The organism is Nonomuraea sp. NPDC003201, assembly GCF_053590415.1.
The window spans coordinates 1-19,324 of record NZ_JBSFTC010000232.1; the positions used below are offsets into that span (position 1 = coordinate 1).

Annotated in this window: 18 protein-coding genes; 11 read left to right on the forward strand and 7 right to left on the reverse strand. The window is 72.3% G+C overall.

The window, feature by feature from the left end:
- The 9 genes from ACWDX9_RS45625 to ACWDX9_RS45665 all read left to right on the forward strand — a co-directional run.
- Positions 1-1,251, forward strand: a 1,251-nt coding sequence (locus ACWDX9_RS45625; RefSeq protein WP_449966395.1) for a heterodisulfide reductase-related iron-sulfur binding cluster, incomplete at its 5' end; no start/stop codon positions are given.
- Positions 1,252-1,260: 9 nt separating this feature from the next.
- Positions 1,261-2,217: a LysR family transcriptional regulator gene (locus ACWDX9_RS45630; protein WP_449966398.1), complete on the forward strand. Its 957-nt coding sequence runs from the start codon at positions 1,261-1,263 to the stop codon at positions 2,215-2,217.
- A 65-nt stretch (positions 2,218-2,282) separates the two neighbouring features.
- A complete protein-coding gene (locus tag ACWDX9_RS45635) occupies positions 2,283-3,437 on the forward strand; it encodes an NAD(P)/FAD-dependent oxidoreductase (protein WP_449966400.1) in 1,155 nt (384 codons plus the stop codon).
- Between the two features lie 13 nt (positions 3,438-3,450).
- Positions 3,451-4,983: an L-piperidine-6-carboxylate dehydrogenase gene (amaB, locus tag ACWDX9_RS45640; protein ID WP_449966402.1), complete on the forward strand. Its 1,533-nt coding sequence runs from the start codon at positions 3,451-3,453 to the stop codon at positions 4,981-4,983.
- A 21-nt stretch (positions 4,984-5,004) separates the two neighbouring features.
- Positions 5,005-5,319 carry a hypothetical protein gene (locus tag ACWDX9_RS45645; RefSeq protein WP_449966405.1) on the forward strand — a complete coding sequence of 105 codons (315 nt, stop codon included), beginning with the start codon at positions 5,005-5,007 and terminating at the stop codon, positions 5,317-5,319.
- A gap of 168 nt (positions 5,320-5,487) precedes the next feature.
- Positions 5,488-5,631: a hypothetical protein gene (locus tag ACWDX9_RS45650; RefSeq protein WP_449966408.1), complete on the forward strand. Its 144-nt coding sequence runs from the start codon at positions 5,488-5,490 to the stop codon at positions 5,629-5,631.
- 310 nt (positions 5,632-5,941) lie between these two features.
- Positions 5,942-7,315 (forward strand): MFS transporter, encoded by a 1,374-nt coding sequence (locus ACWDX9_RS45655; RefSeq protein WP_449966411.1) that lies wholly within the window; start codon positions 5,942-5,944, stop codon positions 7,313-7,315.
- A 131-nt stretch (positions 7,316-7,446) separates the two neighbouring features.
- On the forward strand, positions 7,447-8,046 hold the full coding sequence (locus ACWDX9_RS45660) for a TetR/AcrR family transcriptional regulator (RefSeq protein ID WP_449966414.1): 600 nt from the start codon (positions 7,447-7,449) through the stop codon (positions 8,044-8,046).
- Between the two features lie 23 nt (positions 8,047-8,069).
- Entirely contained in the window at positions 8,070-8,573 is a 504-nt protein-coding gene (locus tag ACWDX9_RS45665) for a cupin domain-containing protein (protein WP_449966416.1), read from the forward strand.
- 3 nt (positions 8,574-8,576) lie between these two features.
- Here ACWDX9_RS45665 and ACWDX9_RS45670 read toward each other — a convergent pair whose 3' ends face one another.
- Genes ACWDX9_RS45670 through ACWDX9_RS45680 form a run of 3 tightly spaced genes read right to left on the reverse strand, consistent with a single transcriptional unit; the run spans position 8,577 to position 11,576 of the window.
- Positions 8,577-9,365, reverse strand: coding sequence for an enoyl-CoA hydratase-related protein (locus ACWDX9_RS45670; protein ID WP_449966419.1), 789 nt, complete (start codon positions 9,363-9,365; stop codon positions 8,577-8,579).
- A 16-nt stretch (positions 9,366-9,381) separates the two neighbouring features.
- Positions 9,382-10,434 (reverse strand): acyl-CoA dehydrogenase family protein, encoded by a 1,053-nt coding sequence (locus ACWDX9_RS45675; RefSeq protein ID WP_449966421.1) that lies wholly within the window; start codon positions 10,432-10,434, stop codon positions 9,382-9,384.
- Complete coding sequence (locus ACWDX9_RS45680) at positions 10,431-11,576, reverse strand: acyl-CoA dehydrogenase family protein (protein ID WP_449966424.1); 1,146 nt, start codon at positions 11,574-11,576, stop codon at positions 10,431-10,433. Before ACWDX9_RS45680 ends, ACWDX9_RS45675 begins: the two co-directional genes overlap by 4 nt.
- 130 nt (positions 11,577-11,706) lie before the next feature.
- Between ACWDX9_RS45680 and ACWDX9_RS45685 the strand changes: the two genes are divergently transcribed.
- Entirely contained in the window at positions 11,707-12,537 is an 831-nt protein-coding gene (locus ACWDX9_RS45685) for a trypsin-like serine protease (RefSeq protein ID WP_449966427.1), read from the forward strand.
- Positions 12,538-12,741: 204 nt separating this feature from the next.
- Here the strand turns inward: ACWDX9_RS45685 and ACWDX9_RS45690 are convergent, their stop codons facing one another.
- Positions 12,742-14,964 (reverse strand): arylsulfatase, encoded by a 2,223-nt coding sequence (locus ACWDX9_RS45690; protein WP_449966429.1) that lies wholly within the window; start codon positions 14,962-14,964, stop codon positions 12,742-12,744.
- The gene (locus ACWDX9_RS45695) at positions 14,961-16,298 is read right to left on the reverse strand and encodes an MFS transporter (protein ID WP_449966432.1); all 1,338 of its coding nucleotides are present in this window, start codon (positions 16,296-16,298) and stop codon (positions 14,961-14,963) included. The genes ACWDX9_RS45690 and ACWDX9_RS45695 overlap by 4 nt, the downstream gene beginning before the upstream one ends.
- 73 nt (positions 16,299-16,371) lie before the next feature.
- Between ACWDX9_RS45695 and ACWDX9_RS45700 the strand changes: the two genes are divergently transcribed.
- The gene (locus ACWDX9_RS45700) at positions 16,372-17,313 is read left to right on the forward strand and encodes a LysR family transcriptional regulator (protein WP_449966434.1); all 942 of its coding nucleotides are present in this window, start codon (positions 16,372-16,374) and stop codon (positions 17,311-17,313) included.
- 7 nt (positions 17,314-17,320) lie between these two features.
- Here the strand turns inward: ACWDX9_RS45700 and ACWDX9_RS45705 are convergent, their stop codons facing one another.
- The gene (locus ACWDX9_RS45705; protein WP_449966437.1) at positions 17,321-18,280 is read right to left on the reverse strand and encodes a hypothetical protein; all 960 of its coding nucleotides are present in this window, start codon (positions 18,278-18,280) and stop codon (positions 17,321-17,323) included.
- Positions 18,281-18,364: 84 nt separating this feature from the next.
- A partial coding sequence (locus ACWDX9_RS45710; protein ID WP_449966439.1) for an amidase occupies positions 18,365-19,324 on the reverse strand: 960 nt, incomplete at its 5' end.

The window sequence follows — 19,324 nt, forward strand, 5'->3', positions numbered from 1 at the left end:
CACCGGGTCGAGCCCGCCGAGATCGAACGCACCTTCTACCAGCACCCGCACGTGGGCGAGGTCGCGGTGACGGCAGTGGAGTGCCGGGCCGACAACACCGCGGCCGGCGGGGTGATGTGCCCCTCCTACCTGGCGACCAGGGAGGAGAAGGACTCCACCCGGGGCCGCGCCCGCGTGCTCCAGGAGATGATCAACGGCTCCGGCGTCACCGGCGGCTGGCGCTCTCCCGAGGTCCACGAGGCCCTCGACCTCTGCCTGTCCTGCAAGGGCTGCGCCTCGGACTGCCCGACGGGGATCGACATGGCCGCGTACAAGTCCGAGGTGCTCCACCAGACCTACAAGGGGCGCGTCCGGCCGCTCACGCACTACTCCCTGGGGCGGCTGCCGCGCTGGGCGCGGCCGGCGAGCCGGATGCCGCGGGCGGTGAACGCGCTCATGCGGGTGCCGGGGCTGCCGGCGCTGGCCGGGGTGGACCGGCGGCGCGGGCTCCCGGAGTTCGCGCGGGAGACGTTCCGGGCCTGGTTCGAGCGGCGGCGGCCGGTGGTGGGCAGGCCGGTGATGCTGTTCGTCGACACCTTCACCGACCATTTCGCGCCGGAGATCGGCCGCGCGACCGTGAAGGTGCTGGAGGCCGCCGGCTACCGCCCGCGGATCAGCGAGCGCCGCCAGTGCTGCGCGCTCACGTGGATCTCCACCGGGCAGCTGGACGCGGCCCGGGCCATCCTCGGCCGCACGGTCGCCGAGCTGGCCGAGGCCGCCGGGCAGGGGGTGCCGATCGTGGGGATGGAGCCGTCGTGCACGGCCGTGCTGCGTTCGGACGCGCTGGAGCTGCTGGACGAGTCGGTGGCCGGGCCGGTGGCGCGCATGACCCGCACGCTGGCCGAGCTGCTGTCCGGCACGCCCGGCTGGCGGCCGCCCGCGCTCGACGGGGTGACGGTGGTGGCCCAGCCGCACTGCCACCACCACGCGGTCATGGGCTGGGAGCAGGACCTGCGGCTGCTGCGGGAGGCGGGCGCGCGGGTGACCCGGCTGGGCGGGTGCTGCGGGCTGGCGGGCAACTTCGGCGTCGAGAAGGGCCATTACGACGTGTCCGTGGCGGTGGCCGAGCACCAGTTGCTCCCGGCGATCCGGGAGGCCGCGCCGGGGACGGCCGTGCTCGCCGACGGGTTCTCCTGCCGTACGCAGATCGCCGATCTGTCGGCCCGGCGGGGCACGCACCTGGCCCAGCTCCTCGCCGACCGGCTGCCGTAAGGTCTGCTTATGCTCAACCCGCTCCACCTGCGGACGCTGACCGCCGTGCTGAACGCGGGCTCGTTCGCCGCCGCTGCCAGGCGGCTCGGCTACACGGGGTCCGCGGTCTCGCAGCAGATCGCGGCGCTGGAGCGGGCGGTCAGGATGCCGCTGTTCGAGCGCGGGGCCCAGACGATCACGCCCACGCCGGCCGCCCGGTATCTGGTGCTGCGGGCGTACGAGGTGCTGGCCGCGCTGGACGCGCTGGAGGACGACGTCCGCGGCATGTCCGAGGGCACGATCGGCCGGCTCAGGCTGGGCAGCTTCCCCACCGCGAGCCAGCGGCTGCTGCCGGTCGCCCTGGCGGCGTACGCGCAGACGCACCCGGCCGTCGAGACCCTGCTCGACGAGGGGGAGCCCGACGAGCTGATCCCGCTGGTCCGGGCGGGCGAGCTCGATCTGGCCCTGGTCTACCGCTACGACCTGGTGCCCCGCGCCTGGCCGCGCGACCTGCGGGAGATCCCGCTGCTGGCGGAGGAGCTGCTGCTCCTGCTGCCCGCGGGCCACTCGCTGGCCGCCGCCGGGGCGGTCGCGCTCGACGACCTCAAGCACGAGACGTGGGTCTCCACCCGGGAGGGCACCTCCGGCGCCTCCTGCCTGCGCCGGCTGTGCGCGCGGGCGGGCTACGAACCGCAGGTCGACTACCGCAGCAACGACTACGGCGTGATCCACGGGTTCGTGCGCTCCGGCCTGGGGGTGGCGCTCGTCCCGGCGCTGGCGCACCTGCCCGGCGAGGGGGTGGTCGCGACCGGTCTCGACGGCGTCGAGGCCCGCCGGCGCATCGCCGCCGTGCACCGGACCGCCGCCGCCAACCCGGCGGTGACCGGCGCCGTGTGCTCCCTGCGGCTGGCCGCGGCCCGGCTGGAGGACGACCTCCCCCGGAGCATAAGAACTTCTTACGCCTCACTCACAGATGCCGAGGCTTGACCGCTTCCTCCGGCTCTGTCCGATCCCCGATCCTGAATGCGGTACGTGAGGAAGGAAGCCGATCAATGGGACGTGACCTGCCCGCGCGGGCCTCGGTGGTCATCATCGGAGGCGGCGCCATGGGCGTCAGCTCGGCGTACGCGCTGGCCGCGGCCGGCGTGCGCGACGTGGTCCTCATCGACAAGGGGCCGCTGGGCTCCGGCTCGACCTCCAAGGCGGCCGGCGGCGTGCGCGCGCAGTTCTCCGACCGGGTCAACATCGAGCTCGCCGTACGCAGCCTGGAGACGTTCGAGACCTTCGCCGAGCGCTTCGGGCAGGAGATCGACCTGCACAAGCCCGGCTACCTGTTCCTGCTCGACTCCCCCGAGTCGGTCGCGGAGTTCGAGAAGAACGTGGCGATCCAGAACGACCTCGGCGTCCCCAGCCGGATGATCCCGGTCGGGGAGGCCAAGGAGCTGTCGCCGCTGATCGACACCGACGGGCTGCTGGCCGCCGCCTACTCCCCCACCGACGGCCACTGCACGCCCGAGTCCGTGGTGCTCGGCTACGCGGGCGCGGCCCGGCGGCTGGGCGCGCGGCTGCTGCCGAACTGCGCCGCGACCGGCATCGAGGTCGTGGACGGCCGCATCGTCGCCGTCGGGACCGAGGGCGGCCGCATCGAGACCGACACGGTGATCTGCGCGGCGGGCGCCTGGTCGCGGCCGGTCGGCGAGTGGGTGGGCGTCGACCTGCCGGTGGCCCCGCTGCGCCGGCAGATCCTGGTCACCGAGCCGGTCGCGGACCTGCCGCCGATGGCGTTCACCATCGACTTCGGCACCACCTTCTACTTCCACCGCGAGGGGCCCGGGCTGCTCCTCGGCATGTCCGACCCGGACGAGACGCCGGGGTTCAAGCTCGACCGCTCCGACGCCTGGCTGCCCAGGCTCGGCGAGGCCATGGCCCGCCGCGCCCCGGCGCTGATGGAGACCGGCATCGCCACCGGCTGGGCCGGGCTGTACGAGGTGACGCCGGACCACAACGCGCTCATCGGCACCGCCCGCGGCGTCGACCGGTTCATCTACGCCACCGGCTTCTCCGGCCACGGCTTCCTGATGAGCCCGGCCGTCGGCGAGGTGGTCCGCGACCTCTACCTGGGCCGGACGCCGTTCGTGGACGTCACCGGCTTCGACGCGGGCCGTTTCGCCCTGTCCGGGGCCAGGCCCGAGATCAACATCGTCTGACAAGGAGATCCTGATGGTGACCACGCTGCCCGGCGCCGACGAGCTGGCCGCGACGGCGCGAGAGACCGCCAAGCGCTGCGGTGTGGACGTGGACGCGCTCGGCGGCGGCGTCACGACCACCTCACCGATCAACGGCGGGCCGCTGTCCGCCGTGGACTGGGTGGACCCCGGCGCCGTGGACACCGCCGTGGAGCGGGCCAGGCAGGCGTTCCTGGCCTGGCGGACCGTGCCCGCGCCGGCCCGGGGCGCGCTGGTCAAGCGGCTCGGCGAGCTGCTGTCCGCGCACAAGGCGGACCTCGCCACGCTGATCAGCCTGGAGGTCGGGAAGATCACCTCCGAGGCGCTCGGCGAGGTCCAGGAGATGATCGACATCTGCGACTACGCGGTGGGTCTGTCCCGCCAGCTGTACGGGCGCACGATCAGCTCCGAGCGGCCCGGTCACCGGCTCATGGAGACCTGGCACCCCCTCGGCGTCGTCGGCGTGATCAGCGCGTTCAACTTCCCGGCGGCCGTCTGGTCGTGGAACACGGCCATCGCCCTGGTGTGCGGCGACCCGGTCGTCTGGAAGCCGTCGGAGCTGGCGCCGCTGACCGCCCTGGCCTGCGCGGCCCTGCTCGATCGGGCCGCCGCCGAACACGGCGCGCCCGCGTACCTGAGCCAGGTCCTCGTCGGCGGCCCCGAGGTCGGCGAGGCGCTCGTGGACCACCCCGGAGTCGCCCTGGTCAGCGCCACCGGCTCGACCCGCATGGGCCGCGCCGTGGGGCCGCGCGTCGCCGCCAGGTTCGGGCGGTCGCTGCTGGAGCTCGGCGGCAACAACGCGGCCGTGGTGTGCCCGTCCGCGGACCTCGGCCTGGCCACGCGCGGCATCGTGTTCTCGGCCGCCGGGACGGCGGGCCAGCGGTGCACGACCATGCGCCGCGTCATCGCCCACGCCGACATCGCCGACGCGCTGGCCGAGCGGCTCACCGACGCCTACGCGCGGCTGCCGATCGGCAACCCGATGGCGCCGGGCACCCTGGTCGGACCGCTCATCAACGGCCGCGCGCACGCCGCCATGCGCGCCGCGCTGGAGGCCGCCGTCGAGCAGGGCGGCACGCTGGTGGCCGGCGGCGGGCGCCGGCTCGCCGACCAGGCCCCGGACGCCTTCTACGCCGAGCCGGCGCTGGTCCGGATCGGGGAGCAGGCCCCGATCGTGACCCAGGAGACGTTCGCGCCGATTCTCTACGTCATGCCGTACGAGACCCTGGAGCAGGCCATCGCGCTCAACAACGCGGTCCCCCAGGGCCTGTCGTCCAGCATCTTCACCCGCGACCAGGCCGAGGCCGAGCTGTTCGTCTCGGCTGAGGGCTCCGACTGCGGGATCGTCAACGTGAACATCGGCACCTCCGGGGCCGAGATCGGCGGCGCGTTCGGCGGCGAGAAGGAGACCGGCGGCGGGCGCGAGTCCGGCTCGGACGCCTGGCGCGGCTACATGCGCCGGGCGACGAACACGATCAACTACTCCGGCGAGCTGCCGCTGGCTCAGGGGGTCGAGTTCACCGTCTGACGGTAATGAAGTCTGAAGATCTTGAAAACCGTCCTGCGGGAAGTCACGGAGGAGACCGGCTTGATCGAAGTCGCCGTCGTCGGGCGCATTGCGGTGGACCACAGGCCTCGTGAAGACAACGGCCGGCCGCGGCAGAGGACGTTCTTCCTGCTCACCGCCGACCCTGGTAGCGCTGATGCATGGCACCACCGTGTTCATGGTGATGGCGTGGACGCCGGTATGGAGTTCGCGTGCCGCTTCGTCCCGGTGCCGCTGGTAGAGGTGTTGGCCGACGCTCAGGACGCTTGGCTGAGTCGCGTCGATGGACGAGGAGGGAAGGCGGTGAGCTCGTCATAAGTACCCCCGCAGCCAGGGATCGCAGCTGGTCGGCCGGTTGCTGACGGTTCCGGACAGCGTCTTGTCGCGCGCGGGCCGGCAAGGCGATCCGCTGCCGGCCCGGGGACGATCGGAGCGTCGGCACGCACGACGGCATCCAGGGCGCCGCCATCATGCAGGGTCACCTCGATGCCCGAGCGCGTCGCCCGCAACTGGAGCACTTGGCCGTCGACCGTGACCCCCACCGTCGCCGGCCGGGATGCGGCCCTACCGGCGAACAGGGCAACCGAGCCCGACGACGAGCCATTCGGCCTGGAGGCGATCGCCGCTTGATGGGCCGCATGCCATGAGCGGCGTGGACCAGCGGATGAGGCTCTCCACCGGCTCCCGCGGCTCGGCACCCCAGAGGGTGAGCGCGTACGCGATGGCGTTGCCCTCCTCGACCACCCCGGCGGCCTCCAGGTCACGCAGACGGTCGGCGAGGTGGCGGTGCCCTTGAAGTGGGTGCCGTCGTCGAGCTTGCCTCGAATTCGCAAGTTGACATATACCCCCGCCCGGTATAGAACACTCCCACGTCAATACCCCTAAGGGGTATGAAGTTCGGTGCTTGATGGTGACTGCGGTTGCCCGGGAGGAGACGGACATGGGATTGTTCGCGATTCGCGACTACCGGCAGCTCTTCGGCGCTCAAGTCATCGCGTTGTTCGGTACCGGTTTGGCTACCGTCGCGCTGGGGCTGCTCGCGTACGAGCTCGCAGGTCCGCGAGCCGGTGCGGTTCTCGCCACCGCGCTGACGATCAAGATGGTCGCGTACGTGGTCGTTGCACCGCTCGCGGCCGCGTACGTCGATCGGCTGCCCAGACGTTGGTTTCTCACGATCCTCGACGTGGCGCGCGCTCTGGTGGTGATCGCGCTGCCGTTCGTCACCGAGGTGTGGCACATCTACGTCCTGATCGGGGTTCTCCAGACCGCGTCAGCGGCGTTCACCCCGACGTTTCAGGCGGTCATCCCCGACATCGTGACCAAGGAGGCCGACTACACCCGCGCCCTGTCCGCATCGCAGGTGGCGTACACCATGGAGAGCCTGTTGAGCCCCGTGCTCGCAGCTGTGGCGCTCACCTTCATGTCGTTCAATCTGCTGTTCATCGGCACCTCCGTCGGGTTCGCCGTGTCCGCGGTGCTGGTTCTGTCCACGCGCATCCCCAACGCGCGCCCCAGCTCGCACACGAACGCCTGGGACCGGGCCGTGGCGGGGATCCGCACTTTCGCGGCCACCCCGAGTCTGCGCGGCGTCATGGCACTGAACCTCGTGGTCGCCGCCGTCGGCTCCATCGTGGTCGTCAACACCGTGAACTACGTCCGCGACGTTCTCGGCGGCACCCAGTCCGACGTGGCCTGGGTGCTCGCCGCATCCGGAACGGGGACGCTGCTGGTGGCCCTCGTCCTCCCGCGCGTCCTGGACCGGGTGGCGGACCGGTTCGTGATGCTGATCGGTGCCGCCGTGCTGGTATTCGCGGTCGGCGCGGCGGTCACGATGTCCGCGGCGAGCGTCGCCGCATCGCTGCCGACCGGGGTGATCTGGGTGGCGATCGGTGGCGGGATGGCGCTTGTCGTCACGCCGACCGGGCGGGTACTTCGTCGGGCGGTCGCTCCCACCGGAATTCCCGAGGTCTTCGCCGCCCAGTTCTCGCTGTCCCACCTGGCCTGGCTGGTCACCTATCCCATCGCCGGATGGGTCGCCACGCAAGCGGGCTTCACGATCACCTGGACCGTACTGGCGGGCCTGGCCGTAATCGGAGCCGTCACGGCACTGGCGGTCTGGCCGCGCGAGGAGAAGGCCGAGGCCGGAAGGCGTACGGCAGTGGCGGTCCAGCCACGCATCAGGAAGGCAGAGGCCGGAGGCCGAGCCGCAGAGGTGGTCGCTTCCGCCAGGACCGAAGTCGCCACGCGGGAAGCCGCAGAGGCTGCGGAGGGCACACTTGCGGCAGGCCAGTGCGCCTGCGTTCGCACCGTCTGAGTTCGCCGGCCAACACCACCTCCGCCATCACATGCCTCCCTCAGGGCATATACGAAACTTCGGTTGCGTAAATGAGTGGCCCCGGTGTACCTTGAATTTCGCTACCCCAGTAGCGAAATGGAGGGATCCACATGAGGCCACGGGGGCGACCGCGTGACACCGAGGTCGACGAACGCGTCCTGCAGGCGGCCACCGAGCTGCTGCTGCGGCGCGGGTACGGCGGCCTGACCACCGACGAGGTGGCCGAGCGGGCCGGCATCGCCAAGACCACGCTGTACCGCCGCTGGCCCACCAAGGACCACCTCGCCCTGGCCGTCGTGGCCAGGCTGCAGGACCACGACGAGATCACCGACACCGGCGACATCCGGCGCGACCTCACCGACTACATGGAGAAGGTCGCCGCCGGGCTCAACCGGATGCGGGTCGCGGGCCTGCCGCCCGGCCAGGAGAGCCGCTCGGCGGGGACGGTGGCCGAGCTGGTCGCCGCCGCCGCCCGCCACGACGACGTCGGCGAGCTGGAGCGGGACGTCTACGCCCGCCGCAACGCGCTGGCCTGCCGCCTCATCGAACGCGCCCGCGACGAGGGCCGGCTCCGCCCCGACGTCGACCCCATGACGCTGCTGGAGCAGCTCGCCGGAGCCCTGTACTACCGCGTCCTGATCACCGGCGACCCGGTGGATCGCGCCTACGCCGGACGCCTGGTCGCCGCCGCCCTCGACGGCGCCCTGTAACTCCTGAGGAAGGACTTCTCACCATGTCGCTCATCACGCCCGAGACCGCAGTCGTACGCGCGACCGACGCCGAGATCATCGGCGGCGGCGACGCCCCGGCCACCGGCCGGCTCCTGCTCGACTCCAGCTCCACCGGAGGCGCCCTGAGCAGCCTGCGCATGACCCTCACCCCGGGCGCCGACGGCGCGGTGCCCCACCTGCACACCTCCTCCAGCGAGCTGTTCTACGTCCTCGGCGGCGCCGCCCAGGTGCTGGCGGGCGACGAGGTGCTCACCCTGGAGGAGGGCGACATGGCCGTGGTGCCCCCGAACGTCGCCCACGCCTTCGCCGCCGCCCCCGGCTCCGAGGCCGACCTGCTGATCGTCATCACGCCGGGCGTGGAGCGCTTCGAGTACTTCCGGCTGCTGGCCCGCCTGCGCACCGGCGAGGCCACCCTCGAGGAGCTGCTCGATTCGCAGGAGCTGTACGACAACCACTTCCTCGACAGCCCGAAGTGGAAGGAGGCCCGCTCGCTCGGGCAGGGCTGACGATCAGGACTCCACGGGCGGCTTGGGCGGCTTCCGGTCCCACCCCTGGCTGCCCTTACGGCCCAGCGACCACATCTGCATCCCGCGTTCGATCTCCAGCGCCGACGGCCAGGACACCGCGGGCGGGCCGAGTTCGAGGGTGGCGCTCTGCTTGATCCGCCGGGCCAGCTGGGGGTCGGCGGCGGCCATGGACACGAGCCGGGTGGCGGTGTCCAGCATGGCGTGCGGCTCGGCCACGTCCCAGGCCAGGCCGCGGCGTACGGCCTCGGCGCCGGACAGCGCCGCGCCCAGGGCCCCGAGCGCGATGGCGGGCTGATACCCGGCCGCGCGGCCGAGCAATGCCAGGTGACCGCCGCCCGGATGGATGCCGCGCGCCACGAACCCGCTGTCGAGCACCGCGTCCGGGCTGACCAGCATCAGGTCGGTGGCCAGGGCGAGGTTGAGCCCGGCGCCGACCGCGCCGCCGGTCACCAGCGACACGCTGGGCACCGGGAGCCGCCCGACCTGCACGAACGCCGCGTACACGGCGGAGGTCCGCGCGACCGACTCCGGCGCGGCGGGATCGGCGGAGGAGGCGGCCAGGTCGCGGGTGTCGGCGCCGCTGCAGAAGTAGGCGCCCGCGCCGTCGACGAGGACGGCGCCGATGGTGTCATCACCGTGAACGCGGGCGCAGAAGTCCTCGATGAGAGCCGCCATCTCCAGCGTGATGGCGTTCTTGCGCCGGGGGTTGTTCAGGGTGAGCCTGGCGATCCCGTCGCCGACGGTGGTGATGGCGGGCGGTTCGGCGGTCATGATGCTGCTCCTGTCGTCAAAGGGGCCTCGACCCCGGCTCGCCGGTGACGAGCTCCCACACGTCGCCCGATCCTCTCGCCAGGTCGGCGCATCTGCGCTGCCAGTGGAGCTCGTTGCCGTGTTCCTCGCGCCACGCCCACAGCCTCCTGGTGCAGGCGCCGAGCCGGTGCTCCATCGTGAACCCGATCGCGCCGTGCAACTGGTGGCCCGCGGCGGCCACCGACCGGGCCAGCGCGGACGCCTCGGCCTTGGCCGAGGCCACGGCGAGCTCCCGGTCCTGGGCGCCGTCCCGCAGCGCCGCGACCGCCGCGTCCGCCGCCACCTCGACGGTGACCACGTCTGCCGCCAGCCGCGCGAGCCGGTGCTGGACGGTCTGGAACCGGGCCAGCGGCCGGCCGAACTGCACCCGGTCGGCGACGTGCCGCGCGGTGAGCGTCAGGACGCCGCGGGCGGCGCCGGCCAGCTGCAGCGCCCGCGCCGTGGCCCCGTGCAGCTCCAGCTCGTGGCGCCACGGGCCGGGCGGCAGAGGCGTGACCGCCGCCTCGGCGCCGGCGAGCACGGCGCTGTCACGCTCCTCCCCCGCCAGGTTCTCGCCGGGGGAAAGTCCGGCGGGGGCGGGCAGTACGGCGGTTCCCGGCCCGTCCGGGGTGTCGACCAGGGCCACCAGGTGATCGGCGGATCGCAGCCAGGGCACGCGGATCAGCGGGCCGGTGACCCGCCACCCGCCGGGGCCCGGCTCCGCCACCAGATCACCGGTGTACGCGGTCACCGTCCCGGACGGCAGGGCGGCTCCCGACGCGGCGAGCAGCGGGCCCGCGACGAACAGGGCCTCGGCCAGGGGCAGCGCCGCCCCGGCCGCGCCGGCTTCGCGGACCACCACGGCGGCGTCCGTGAGCGTGCCGCCGCTCCCGCCCTGGGGCTCGGGAACCGTGAGCGAGGTGAATCCCAGCTCCTCCAGCCGGGCCCAGAGCGCCGGGCCTGGCAGCTCCGCGTCCAGCAGGCCCCGCACCGCCTCGGCCAGGTCGCGGAGATGGGCGGCGGTCAGGTCGCGGAGATGGTCGGCGGTCATGAGGACAGCTCCTTGGCCACGATCGAGCGCAGGATCTCGTTGGCGCCGCCGCGCAGGGTGAAGGCCGGGACGTGCAGGACGGCCTTGGCCAGCATGGCCGCGAGCCCCCGTCCGCCCGGCTCCGGACGGACGTGCCGCCGCACGGCGTCCACGACGTCGCCCTCGAACTCCGTACCCAGATCCTTGACCAGGGCCGCCGCCACGGCCGGGCTCTCCCCCGCGGCCAGCCGCGCGGCGACCGACAGGGACAGCCGGCGCAGCGCCACCAGCCGGGAGACCAGCCGGCCCAGCTCGGCGTGCGCGACCGGGTCGTCTCCCAGGTTCTCCGGCCGGGCCCACTCCCGCAGCAGCGGCAGCGTGCTGAGGATGCGCTCGGGGCCGGAACGTTCGTTGCCCAGCTCCGCGGTGACCTGGCGCCAGCCGTCCCCCCGGCGGCCCAGCAGGCCGTCCGCCGGGATCACCGCGTCGTCGAAGACCACCTCGTTGAAGTGGTGCGCCCCGTCGATGGTGATGATCGGCCGGATCGAGACCGCCGGGTGGGGCAGGTCCACGATGAACTGGGAGAGCCCGGCGTGCCGGTCGCCGGCGTCGTCGGTGCGCGCCAGGACGACCACCGCCGTGGCGATGTGCGCCACGCTGGTCCACACCTTGGTGCCCGTCAGCCGCCAGCCGTCCTCGACCTCGGCGGCCCGGGTCCGGACCGAGGCCAGATCCGAACCCGCATCGGGCTCGGACATGCCGATCGCGAAGAAACCCTGGGCGCGGGCGATTTGCGGAAGATACGTATGTTTCTGTTGTTCTGTGCCGTTATGCAGGATGCTGGGGGCGATCTGCCGGTCGGCTATCCAATGGGCCGCCACCGGCGCACCGGCGGCCAGAAGCTCCTCGGTCACCACATAGCGCTCCAGCGCGGTCCGCCCGTGCCCGCCGTACGCCGCGGGGATCGTCATCCCCACCCAGCCGCGCCCGGCCAGGCGGCCGCTGAAGGCCGGATCGACGCCCGACATCCAGGCGTCGGCCTCGGGGACGAAGCCGCCGGAGGCGATCTCGTCCTCGAGGAACCGCCTGACCCGCACCCGGAGGTCCCGTAACCCCTCCGGCAGCCCGGCGACCGCGCCGAGCGCCAGGGCCTGAGCATTCACGAGGGGATCTTATATACGCGATGCTTCCCACTCCGGGAAATGCGCGGCCAAACCGGCCGTTCCCAGGAAAACAAGTAGATCTTTTGCTCATATGTGCCATTCATCACCCCTCAACACCTAAACTTCGGGAATGCGTTATGTCCCTTTTGTCCTGGTTGCCGCTGCGACGCTGGCATACACCGCGACTCCGGCAGCGGCCATCACCAACGGTTTCACCGACGGTGACGCTCACCCGGAAGTAGGGGCTCTCATCTCCGATGAGGCGAATCCCGACGGCACGTGGTCGTACTGCACCGGAACGCTCATCTCGCCGACCGTCCTCCTCACCGCCGCCCACTGCGGTGAGCCTAAGCAGAAGACGGCCACCGTCTCCTTCACGGGCCACTACAAGCGCGGGGGCCAGGTCTACACCGGCCGTTACATCCCGGACCCCCGCTTCTCGAAGAAGTCCGACCTCCATGACATGGCCGTCGTCCTGTTCAGCAAGCCCGTCCCGAACATCACGCCCGCCCAGCTGCCGGCCGCGGGCCTGCTCGACTTCCTCAAGGCCCAGAACAAGCTGGACTCCGCACGTTTCACCCCCGTCGGGTACGGCTCGCTCAAGCCCACCAAGAAGAAGCCGCGCGGCCAGAGCTTCCACTACACCGACACGCGCCACCAGGCGACCATCTCGTACAAGAGCATGACCCCGAGATGGCTCAACCTCTCGCTGTCCACCAAGGGCGACGGGAGCACCTGCTTCGGCGACTCGGGCGGCCCGAACTTCCTGGGCGGGCTCAACTCGCACCTCCTCATCGCCACGACGATCTCCGGCGCGGACGACGCCTGCAGGAAGACCAACTACGACTACCGACTGGACTCCGCCTCGGCGCGGCAGTTCCTCGGCAAGTACGTCACCCTTCCCGGAGATGCCTGGTCAGCGGCGTTCGCGGCGCTTCCGTCCCGTCCGAGCGCGCGCTGAAGATGGGGCGGGGCATCGGGACCCGCTCCGCCGCCGGCGGCGGCGCCTGATCCACCAGCGCCTGGATCGCCGTCCTGCGCCTCTCGATGCCCGCTCCGTCGATGCTGATCCGCGGCCTGCTCCGGCTCTTGTCTTCCATCACGCACGGGAGCGTACTGAGACGGACACCAAGAGCAGGTCACGAGCGCGCCCGGTTACTCCCCGTCAGTCGAACGTCTCGTGGACGGCGTCCGGGACATCCTCGTCCAGCTCCACGCGTACCCGCTCGATCGTGCCGGTGAAGGGGAAACCGCGCGGATAGTCCCAGCTCACCGGCGACAGCGCGTCGCGCCCGAGCACCAGGCCCTGCCAGCCGATCAGGTAGCGGGCGGTCGTGAGCGGCTCCTTCCCGCCGTCGGGGCGGCCGTCCACGGCCAGGGCGGCCACACCCTGACAGGGGCCGGTCCTGGTGAAGATCATCGACAGGACGTGGTCGCCTGGCGGCAGCGGGCGCTCGCCGTGCACGCGGTAGCGGGTGCCCTGGTGGTTGTACTCGTAGTGGAGCCGGCCCTCTGCCACGTACAGGACGTGACCGCCGTTCACGTCACCCTGGGAGATCAGCACGCCTTCGTCGCCCTCGCGCAGCCGCACCTCGGCGTCGATGCGGTACGAGCGGTCGTAGATCAGCGGCGTGACCCCGCCCGGGATGCGGCTCATCTCCGGATAGAGCACGAAACTCCGCCGCCTTCTGGGCGAGGCCGCGCTGTGGTATTTCGCGGCGCGTTCGGCGAAGTTGCGGTCGTCCAGGGGGAAGACGCCGTACCGGTCGGCCTCGGACCACCAGCGGCCGATCAGCTCGTGGAGCACGTCGGGGCGCTCGTCCGCCAGGTCGTGGCACTCGGAGAAGTCGTCGTCCAGGTGGTACAGCTCCCACCGGTCGTCGTCGTAGGAGGTGCCGCGCTCGTGGTAGGCCACGGCCTTCCAGCCCTCGTGCCAGATCGCGCGGTGCCCGTACATCTCGAAGTACTGGGTGGGGCGGCTGGTCGGAGCCGTGGCGCGGTCGAAGGTGTAGCGCATGGACACGCCGTGCACGGGCAGCTGCGCGAGCCCCCGGTACGTCTGCGGCATCTCCGTGCCGACGACGTCCAGGATCGTCGGGGTCACGTCGATGACGTGGTGGAACTGCGTCCGCACGCCGCCCTCGGGGACCCGCCCCGGCCACGAGACGATGAGCGGGGCCCGGACGCCCCCGGCGTGCGTGTTCTGCTTGTAGCGCTTGAGCGGGGTATTGCCCGCCTGCGCCCAGCCCCAGGGGTAGTTGCCGTGGCAACGGAAGCCGCCGATCTCGTCGAGGCGGGCGACGTTGTCGGCGTGGGAGACGGCGTCGCCGTTCTCGTAGGCGATCGAGTTGGTGTTGCCGAGCGCGCCGCCCTCCTGGCTGGCGCCGTTGTCCGACAGGAGCACGATCAGCGTGTTCTCGCGGGTGCCGATGTGCTCCAGGTGGGCGATGAGCCGGGCGAGGTGGGCGTCGGTGTGCTCCAGCATCGCGGCGAACGCCTCCTGCAGCCGGGCGGCGACCGCGCGTTCCTCCTCGGGGAGCTCGGCCCAGGGCCGCACCCCGTCGTTGCGGGGCGCCAGCGCGGTGCCGGGCGGGATGATCCCGAGCTCGACCTGCCGGGCGTGGCGGCGCTCCCTGATCACGTCCCAGCCCTCGTCGTAGCGGCCCCGGTAGCGCCGCAGGTACTCCTGGGGCGCCTGGTGCGGCGCGTGGCCCGCCCCCATGGCCAGATAGAGGAGGTACGGCTTGTCCGGCCCCACCGACTTGTGGTCGGAGACACAGGCGATGGCCCGGTCGACGAGGTCCTCGGTGAGGTGGTAGCCCTCCTCCGGCGTCCGCGGCGGCTCCACCCGGTGGTTGTCCTGGACCAGCTCGGGAAAGTACTGGTCGCTGATGCCCTCGAGGAAGCCGTAGTAGCGGTCGAAGCCCCGGCCCAGCGGCCACTGGTCGTAGGGGCCGATCGCGCTGGTCCGGTCCATGGGCGCCAGGTGCCACTTGCCGAAGGCGTAGGTGTTGTAGCCGGTGTCGCGCAGCACCTCGGCGATCGTGGCCGCGCGGTGGGTCACGGTGCCGCGCTTGCCGGGGAAGCCGCTGTCGGCGTTGGACAGCAGGGACATGCCCACGGCGTGGTGGTTGCGGCCGGTGAGCAGCGAGGCGCGGGTGGGCGAGCACAGCGGCGTGACGTGGAAGTTGGTGTAGCGCAGCCCGCCGGCGGCCAGGGCGTCCATCGTGGGGGTGGCGATCTCGGATCCGTAGCAGCCGAGGCTGCCGAACCCGACGTCGTCGAGGACGACCACGATCACGTCCGGCGCGCCCTCCCGGGGCCTGGGCGGCTCCGGCCACCACGGTGTGGAGTCCTGGTAGGTACGTCCCACGTGCCCCGAGGTCATGCACGCATCCTTTCTTCGAGCTGGCGCAGGGTCAGGCCGCGGGTCTCCGGGGCCAGTTTGAAGGTCACCGCGGCGTTCAGCACGGCCAGGGCCGAGATGACCAGGAAGGAGACGGCGCCGAGCGCCTCGAACATGCTGGGCAGCGCCAGCGTGCCGATTACGCTGCCCGTCTTGCCGACCATGTTGACGATGCCGACGGCCCGCCCCCGCACCCCCGCCGGGAACAGCTCGGGCGCCCAGGAGTAGAAGGCCAGCGAGGTGCCGCCGTTGATCACCGCGATCGTGACGGCGAAGGCCGCCAGCACGAGCCACGAGGTGCCGAACCCGGCCCAGATGAGGAACGTGCACGCGGCGGCGACGGCCGTGCCGGTGATCGCGATGAAGCGGCGGCCGATCGACTCGATCACCCACAGGCAGACGATCAGGCCCAGGATCACGGCCAGCGCCGTCGTGCAGGCGGTGAACAGCAGCGAGGTGAACGTGCTCGGCGTGACGATGCGTTTGATCAGGCTGGGCTGGTAGAGCAGGATGGCCGAGCCGTACAGGTTGTTGCAGCCCCAGTACACGCAGAGCATGACCATCATGATCGCCAGCGGCCGGCGGAACAGCATCCGCAGCGGGGCCGGCTGCCCGCCGCCCGTCGCGGCGGGCTCGGGCGGGCCCGCCTCGCCGGAGGTCGCGTACCGCCAGGCGGCCACGGCCTCCTCGTGGCGGCCGTGGGCACGCAGCCAGTACGGCGACTCCGGCGTACGGCGGCGCAGGAAGAGCAGCACCACCGCCGCGACGGCCCCGGTCGCCATCACCCAGCGCCAGTGCTCCACCCCGGAAGCGGTGAAGACCAGCAGCGTGACGGCGATGGCGGTCAGCGCGCCCAGCATCCAGGCCACCCCGCCCAGGCCGGTGAACGTCCCGCGCCTCCTGGACGGGATGAACTCAGTGATCAGGGCGGCCGAGGCCGGCATGTCCGCGCCGATCGCGAACCCGACGCAGAACCGCAGCGCGATGAGCTGCCACACGTCGTTCACGAACAGGAAGCCGAGCGAGGCCAGCACGAAGACGGCCATCGAGGCGAAGAACACCGGCCGCCGGCCGAAGCGGTCGGTCAGCGGGCCGGTCAGCAGGGAGCCGAGGGCCATCCCGACGAACGCGGACGCGCCCACCAGGCCGAGGACGCCGGGGTCCGGGGAGAGCTCGGGCACGATGCCGAGCAGGGCGCCGGACAGGACCAGCAGGTCGTAGCCGTCCACGTAGTAGCCGCCGATGGCGGTCAGCGCTATCCTGCGCTGACCTCTGGTCATGCGTCCGGCGTCGAACTCCACAATCTCGCTCGTCATATTCCGGGAATTTAGGACAGGCGCAACCATTCGTCTATTGCCATGGCCCGGCTCAAAACCATACGTTTGCCGGATGATCGAACGCCTGGACCTGCAGCTGAGCTGGCTGGCCACCTTCGTGGCGGTCGTGGACCACGGGGGCTTCACCGCCGCGGGGCGCGTCCTGGGCCGCTCGCAGCCCCGGGTCAGCGCGCACGTCGCCGCCCTGGAGCAGGCGCTCGGCGACACGCTGCTCATCCGTACCAGCAAGGAGGTCACGCTCACCGCCGCCGGCGCCAGGTTCCTGCCCAGGGCCCGCGCGGCGCTGGCCGCGATCCAGACCGGCGTGGACGAGGTGCGTACCCTGCGCGCCGAGCTCAAGGGCCGGGTCACGGTGGGCGGCTACCCGGGGCTGAGCGCGGTGCTCCTGGCGCCGCTGATGCAGCGGTTCAGGCGGCTGCACCCCGGGGTCACGGTGGTGCTGCGCGAGGGCGACCCGTTGCAACTGGAGGAGGCCATCGCCCGCGGCGAGCTCGACGTCGCGCTGCGCACCTCGGACGTGCCGCAGGTGTACCACAACGTCCCCTCCGCGCACCTGTTCCACGAGAAGATCGTGCTGGTGGCCCCGAGAGGCCACCCGCTGGCCACGGCCTCGCCGGTGGACCTCGGGCTGCTGTCCCAGGAGACCGTCATGGTCACCGGCGACCCGTACGCCGGCTGGGCCGACTACCGCGACCGGCTCGACCGGGTCGGCGCCGATCCCGTCGAGATCATGGTGATCGCGCAGGCCACCACGATCTCGGCCATGGTGGCGGCCGGTCTGGGGGTGGCGATCCTGGGCGCGTTCGCCGCGCAGGTGGCGGTGTTCGGGGACGACGTGGTGACCCGCCCGCTGCCGGCCCCCTTGTGGCAGCGGGAGATCCGCGTCTACCGGAAGGCCGGACGCGTGTCCACCAGGCCGGTGGACGCCTTCCTCGACCTCCTCCACCAGGAGGCCCCGGCCCTGACCGCCCGCACCGCCGTCTGGCCGCAGTGACCCGCCGCTAGGAACGGCGCCGGAAGTAGCAGATCGTGGCGGTGGCCAGGGCGGCGCCCCAGATCGGCCAGAAGCACTCCGGGAGCCAGGCGCCCCATTCGTCCAGGGTGAACCGGCCGGCGATCGTGGACCTGATGTAGGTCAGCCCGGCCACGGTGACGACGATCGAGACGAACCCTGCGGGGATGACCGCCAGCAGGGGCGGCACCCGCCTGCCGCGCAGGCCGGGGATCCAGCGAGGGAAGACCTCGCCCCACTGCTGGGTCAGCCCGAGCGTGAGCACGCCGCCGAACGCGCCGAAGGTCGCCAGGTACGCGCCGGCCAGCCACAGGCCGTCCTCTCCCTGGGCGAGGAACTCCGGGGTCACGCCGAGCGGGATGCCCAGGGCCCAGGCCCACCGGGTCAGGCAGTAGACCAGCGGCACCGCGACCGCCACGTACACGGCCCGGCGTCCCCGCTCAGGGGTGAACCAGCGCGCGGCGTCCCGCCCGCGGCCGTACGACAGCGCCGCGGCGGCCAGGAGCAGCCCGCCGAGCACGCAGACGAGCTGGTTGAGCACCGGCCACGGCCAGGCGTCGGCGAGGGTGACGCCGCCCAGGCTCCAGCCGAACATCGGCGCGACCAGCAGGAGGGGCGTGTAGGCCAGGCCCATCATGAGCCGGGAGTCGGGGACGACCAGGATCAGGAGCACGGCGATCGGCCAGGCCAGGTAGAGCGGGGCGCGGCCGCCGTCGCCGCGGGCCAGCGCCAGCGCCGTCACCAGGGCGATCAGCGCGACGGCGGCGATCCACCAGCCGAAGCTCGGCGTCGCGCCGGCCAGGACGGACAGCGCCCCGTCCGGGTCGGGATCAGAGGCGCCCCAGGGGAAGCCGGGCGTCCCCAGCGCCCACGCCGCCCCGAGCAGGCCGTAGCCCAGCGCCCACAGCGCCGCCGCGTAGCCGCGCCGGCCGGAAGTGAGGGTTTCCATGCGATCAAGCCTCGCGGGGGCCCGGTCGCCGGGGCCAGGTGCCGTTCGGCACCTCTTGACCCCGGCGACCGTGCCGTTCGGCACCTAGGAACGGTTTCCCACGAAGACCGGAGGAGTCCGGTCCTTCCAGGGCATCGCCTGTTCCAGGTGGGCGGCGATCCGGAAAAGCAGATCCTCGCGGCCGTACGGGGCGACGATCTGCACGCCGACGGGCAGCCCGTCGGCGTGGCCGAGCGGCAGGCTGATCGCGGGCTGCCCGGTGACGTTGAACAGCACCGTGAACGGCCCGTAGCCGTCGAGCGACTCCAGCCAGCTCGTCAGCGTGTGTTCGGGATCGTCGTAGCGCAGCGTGCCGTGCGGCGCGGGCAGGCGGGCCAGCGTGGGGGTGACGAGCAGGTCGTGCTCGGTGAAGAACGCGCCCGCGGAGCGGGTGACCCGGTTCTGGGCGTCGAAGGCGGCCAGCAGGTCCAGCCCGGTGTACTCCCGCGCCGCCCGCAGGGCCTGCCGGGAGACGGCCTCCATCCGGGCCGGGTCGGGCTGCCTGGGGGCCATGAGCAGCGTGGAGGCGATCGCCACGCTCTCGGCCACCAGGCTGCGCATGACCGCCTCCTGGTCCACGTCCGGGGCGGCCTCGGCGACGTGGTGCCCGGCCCGCTCCAGCGCGTGGCCCACGCGGAGCGCCGCCTCGGCCACCCGGCCGTCCACCTCGGTCCCCGACCAGGCCTTGGTGGTCACCGCCACCCTCAGCCGGCCGGGGTCGGCCCCGACCTCGTCGGCGTAGCGTCGCCGCGGGGGCGGCGCGGTGTACTTGTCGCCGATGCCGGGTCCGTGGACGGCGTCCAGGAGGTGCGCGGCGTCGCGGACGGTCCGCGTGAGCGCGAACTCGTACGACATGCCGAGCATCGCCTCGCCCGCGTCGGGCCCGCAGGTGATCCGGCCGCGGCTCGGCTTGAGCCCGACCAGCCCGCAGCAGGAGGCCGGGACGCGGATGGACCCGGCTCCGTCGCTGGCGTGCGCGACGGGCACCGCGCCGGCGGCGACCCG

Bases quoted from the DNA above. Each gene is read 5' to 3' on its own strand.
- ACWDX9_RS45705 (WP_449966437.1), bottom strand. From the start codon at position 18,280: ATGGAAACCCTCACTTCCGGCCGGCGCGGCTACGCGGCGGCGCTGTGG.
- ACWDX9_RS45670 (WP_449966419.1), bottom strand. From the start codon at position 9,365: ATGACCGCCGAACCGCCCGCCATCACCACCGTCGGCGACGGGATCGCC.
- amaB (WP_449966402.1), top strand. From the start codon at position 3,451: ATGGTGACCACGCTGCCCGGCGCCGACGAGCTGGCCGCGACGGCGCGA.
- ACWDX9_RS45695 (WP_449966432.1), bottom strand. From the start codon at position 16,298: ATGACGAGCGAGATTGTGGAGTTCGACGCCGGACGCATGACCAGAGGT.
- ACWDX9_RS45650 (WP_449966408.1), top strand. From the start codon at position 5,488: ATGCCCGAGCGCGTCGCCCGCAACTGGAGCACTTGGCCGTCGACCGTG.
- ACWDX9_RS45660 (WP_449966414.1), top strand. From the start codon at position 7,447: ATGAGGCCACGGGGGCGACCGCGTGACACCGAGGTCGACGAACGCGTC.
- ACWDX9_RS45700 (WP_449966434.1), top strand. From the start codon at position 16,372: ATGATCGAACGCCTGGACCTGCAGCTGAGCTGGCTGGCCACCTTCGTG.
- ACWDX9_RS45630 (WP_449966398.1), top strand. From the start codon at position 1,261: ATGCTCAACCCGCTCCACCTGCGGACGCTGACCGCCGTGCTGAACGCG.
- ACWDX9_RS45655 (WP_449966411.1), top strand. From the start codon at position 5,942: ATGGGATTGTTCGCGATTCGCGACTACCGGCAGCTCTTCGGCGCTCAA.
- ACWDX9_RS45685 (WP_449966427.1), top strand. From the start codon at position 11,707: ATGCGTTATGTCCCTTTTGTCCTGGTTGCCGCTGCGACGCTGGCATAC.
- ACWDX9_RS45635 (WP_449966400.1), top strand. From the start codon at position 2,283: ATGGGACGTGACCTGCCCGCGCGGGCCTCGGTGGTCATCATCGGAGGC.
- ACWDX9_RS45665 (WP_449966416.1), top strand. From the start codon at position 8,070: ATGTCGCTCATCACGCCCGAGACCGCAGTCGTACGCGCGACCGACGCC.
- ACWDX9_RS45675 (WP_449966421.1), bottom strand. From the start codon at position 10,434: ATGACCGCCGACCATCTCCGCGACCTGACCGCCGCCCATCTCCGCGAC.
- ACWDX9_RS45690 (WP_449966429.1), bottom strand. From the start codon at position 14,964: ATGACCTCGGGGCACGTGGGACGTACCTACCAGGACTCCACACCGTGG.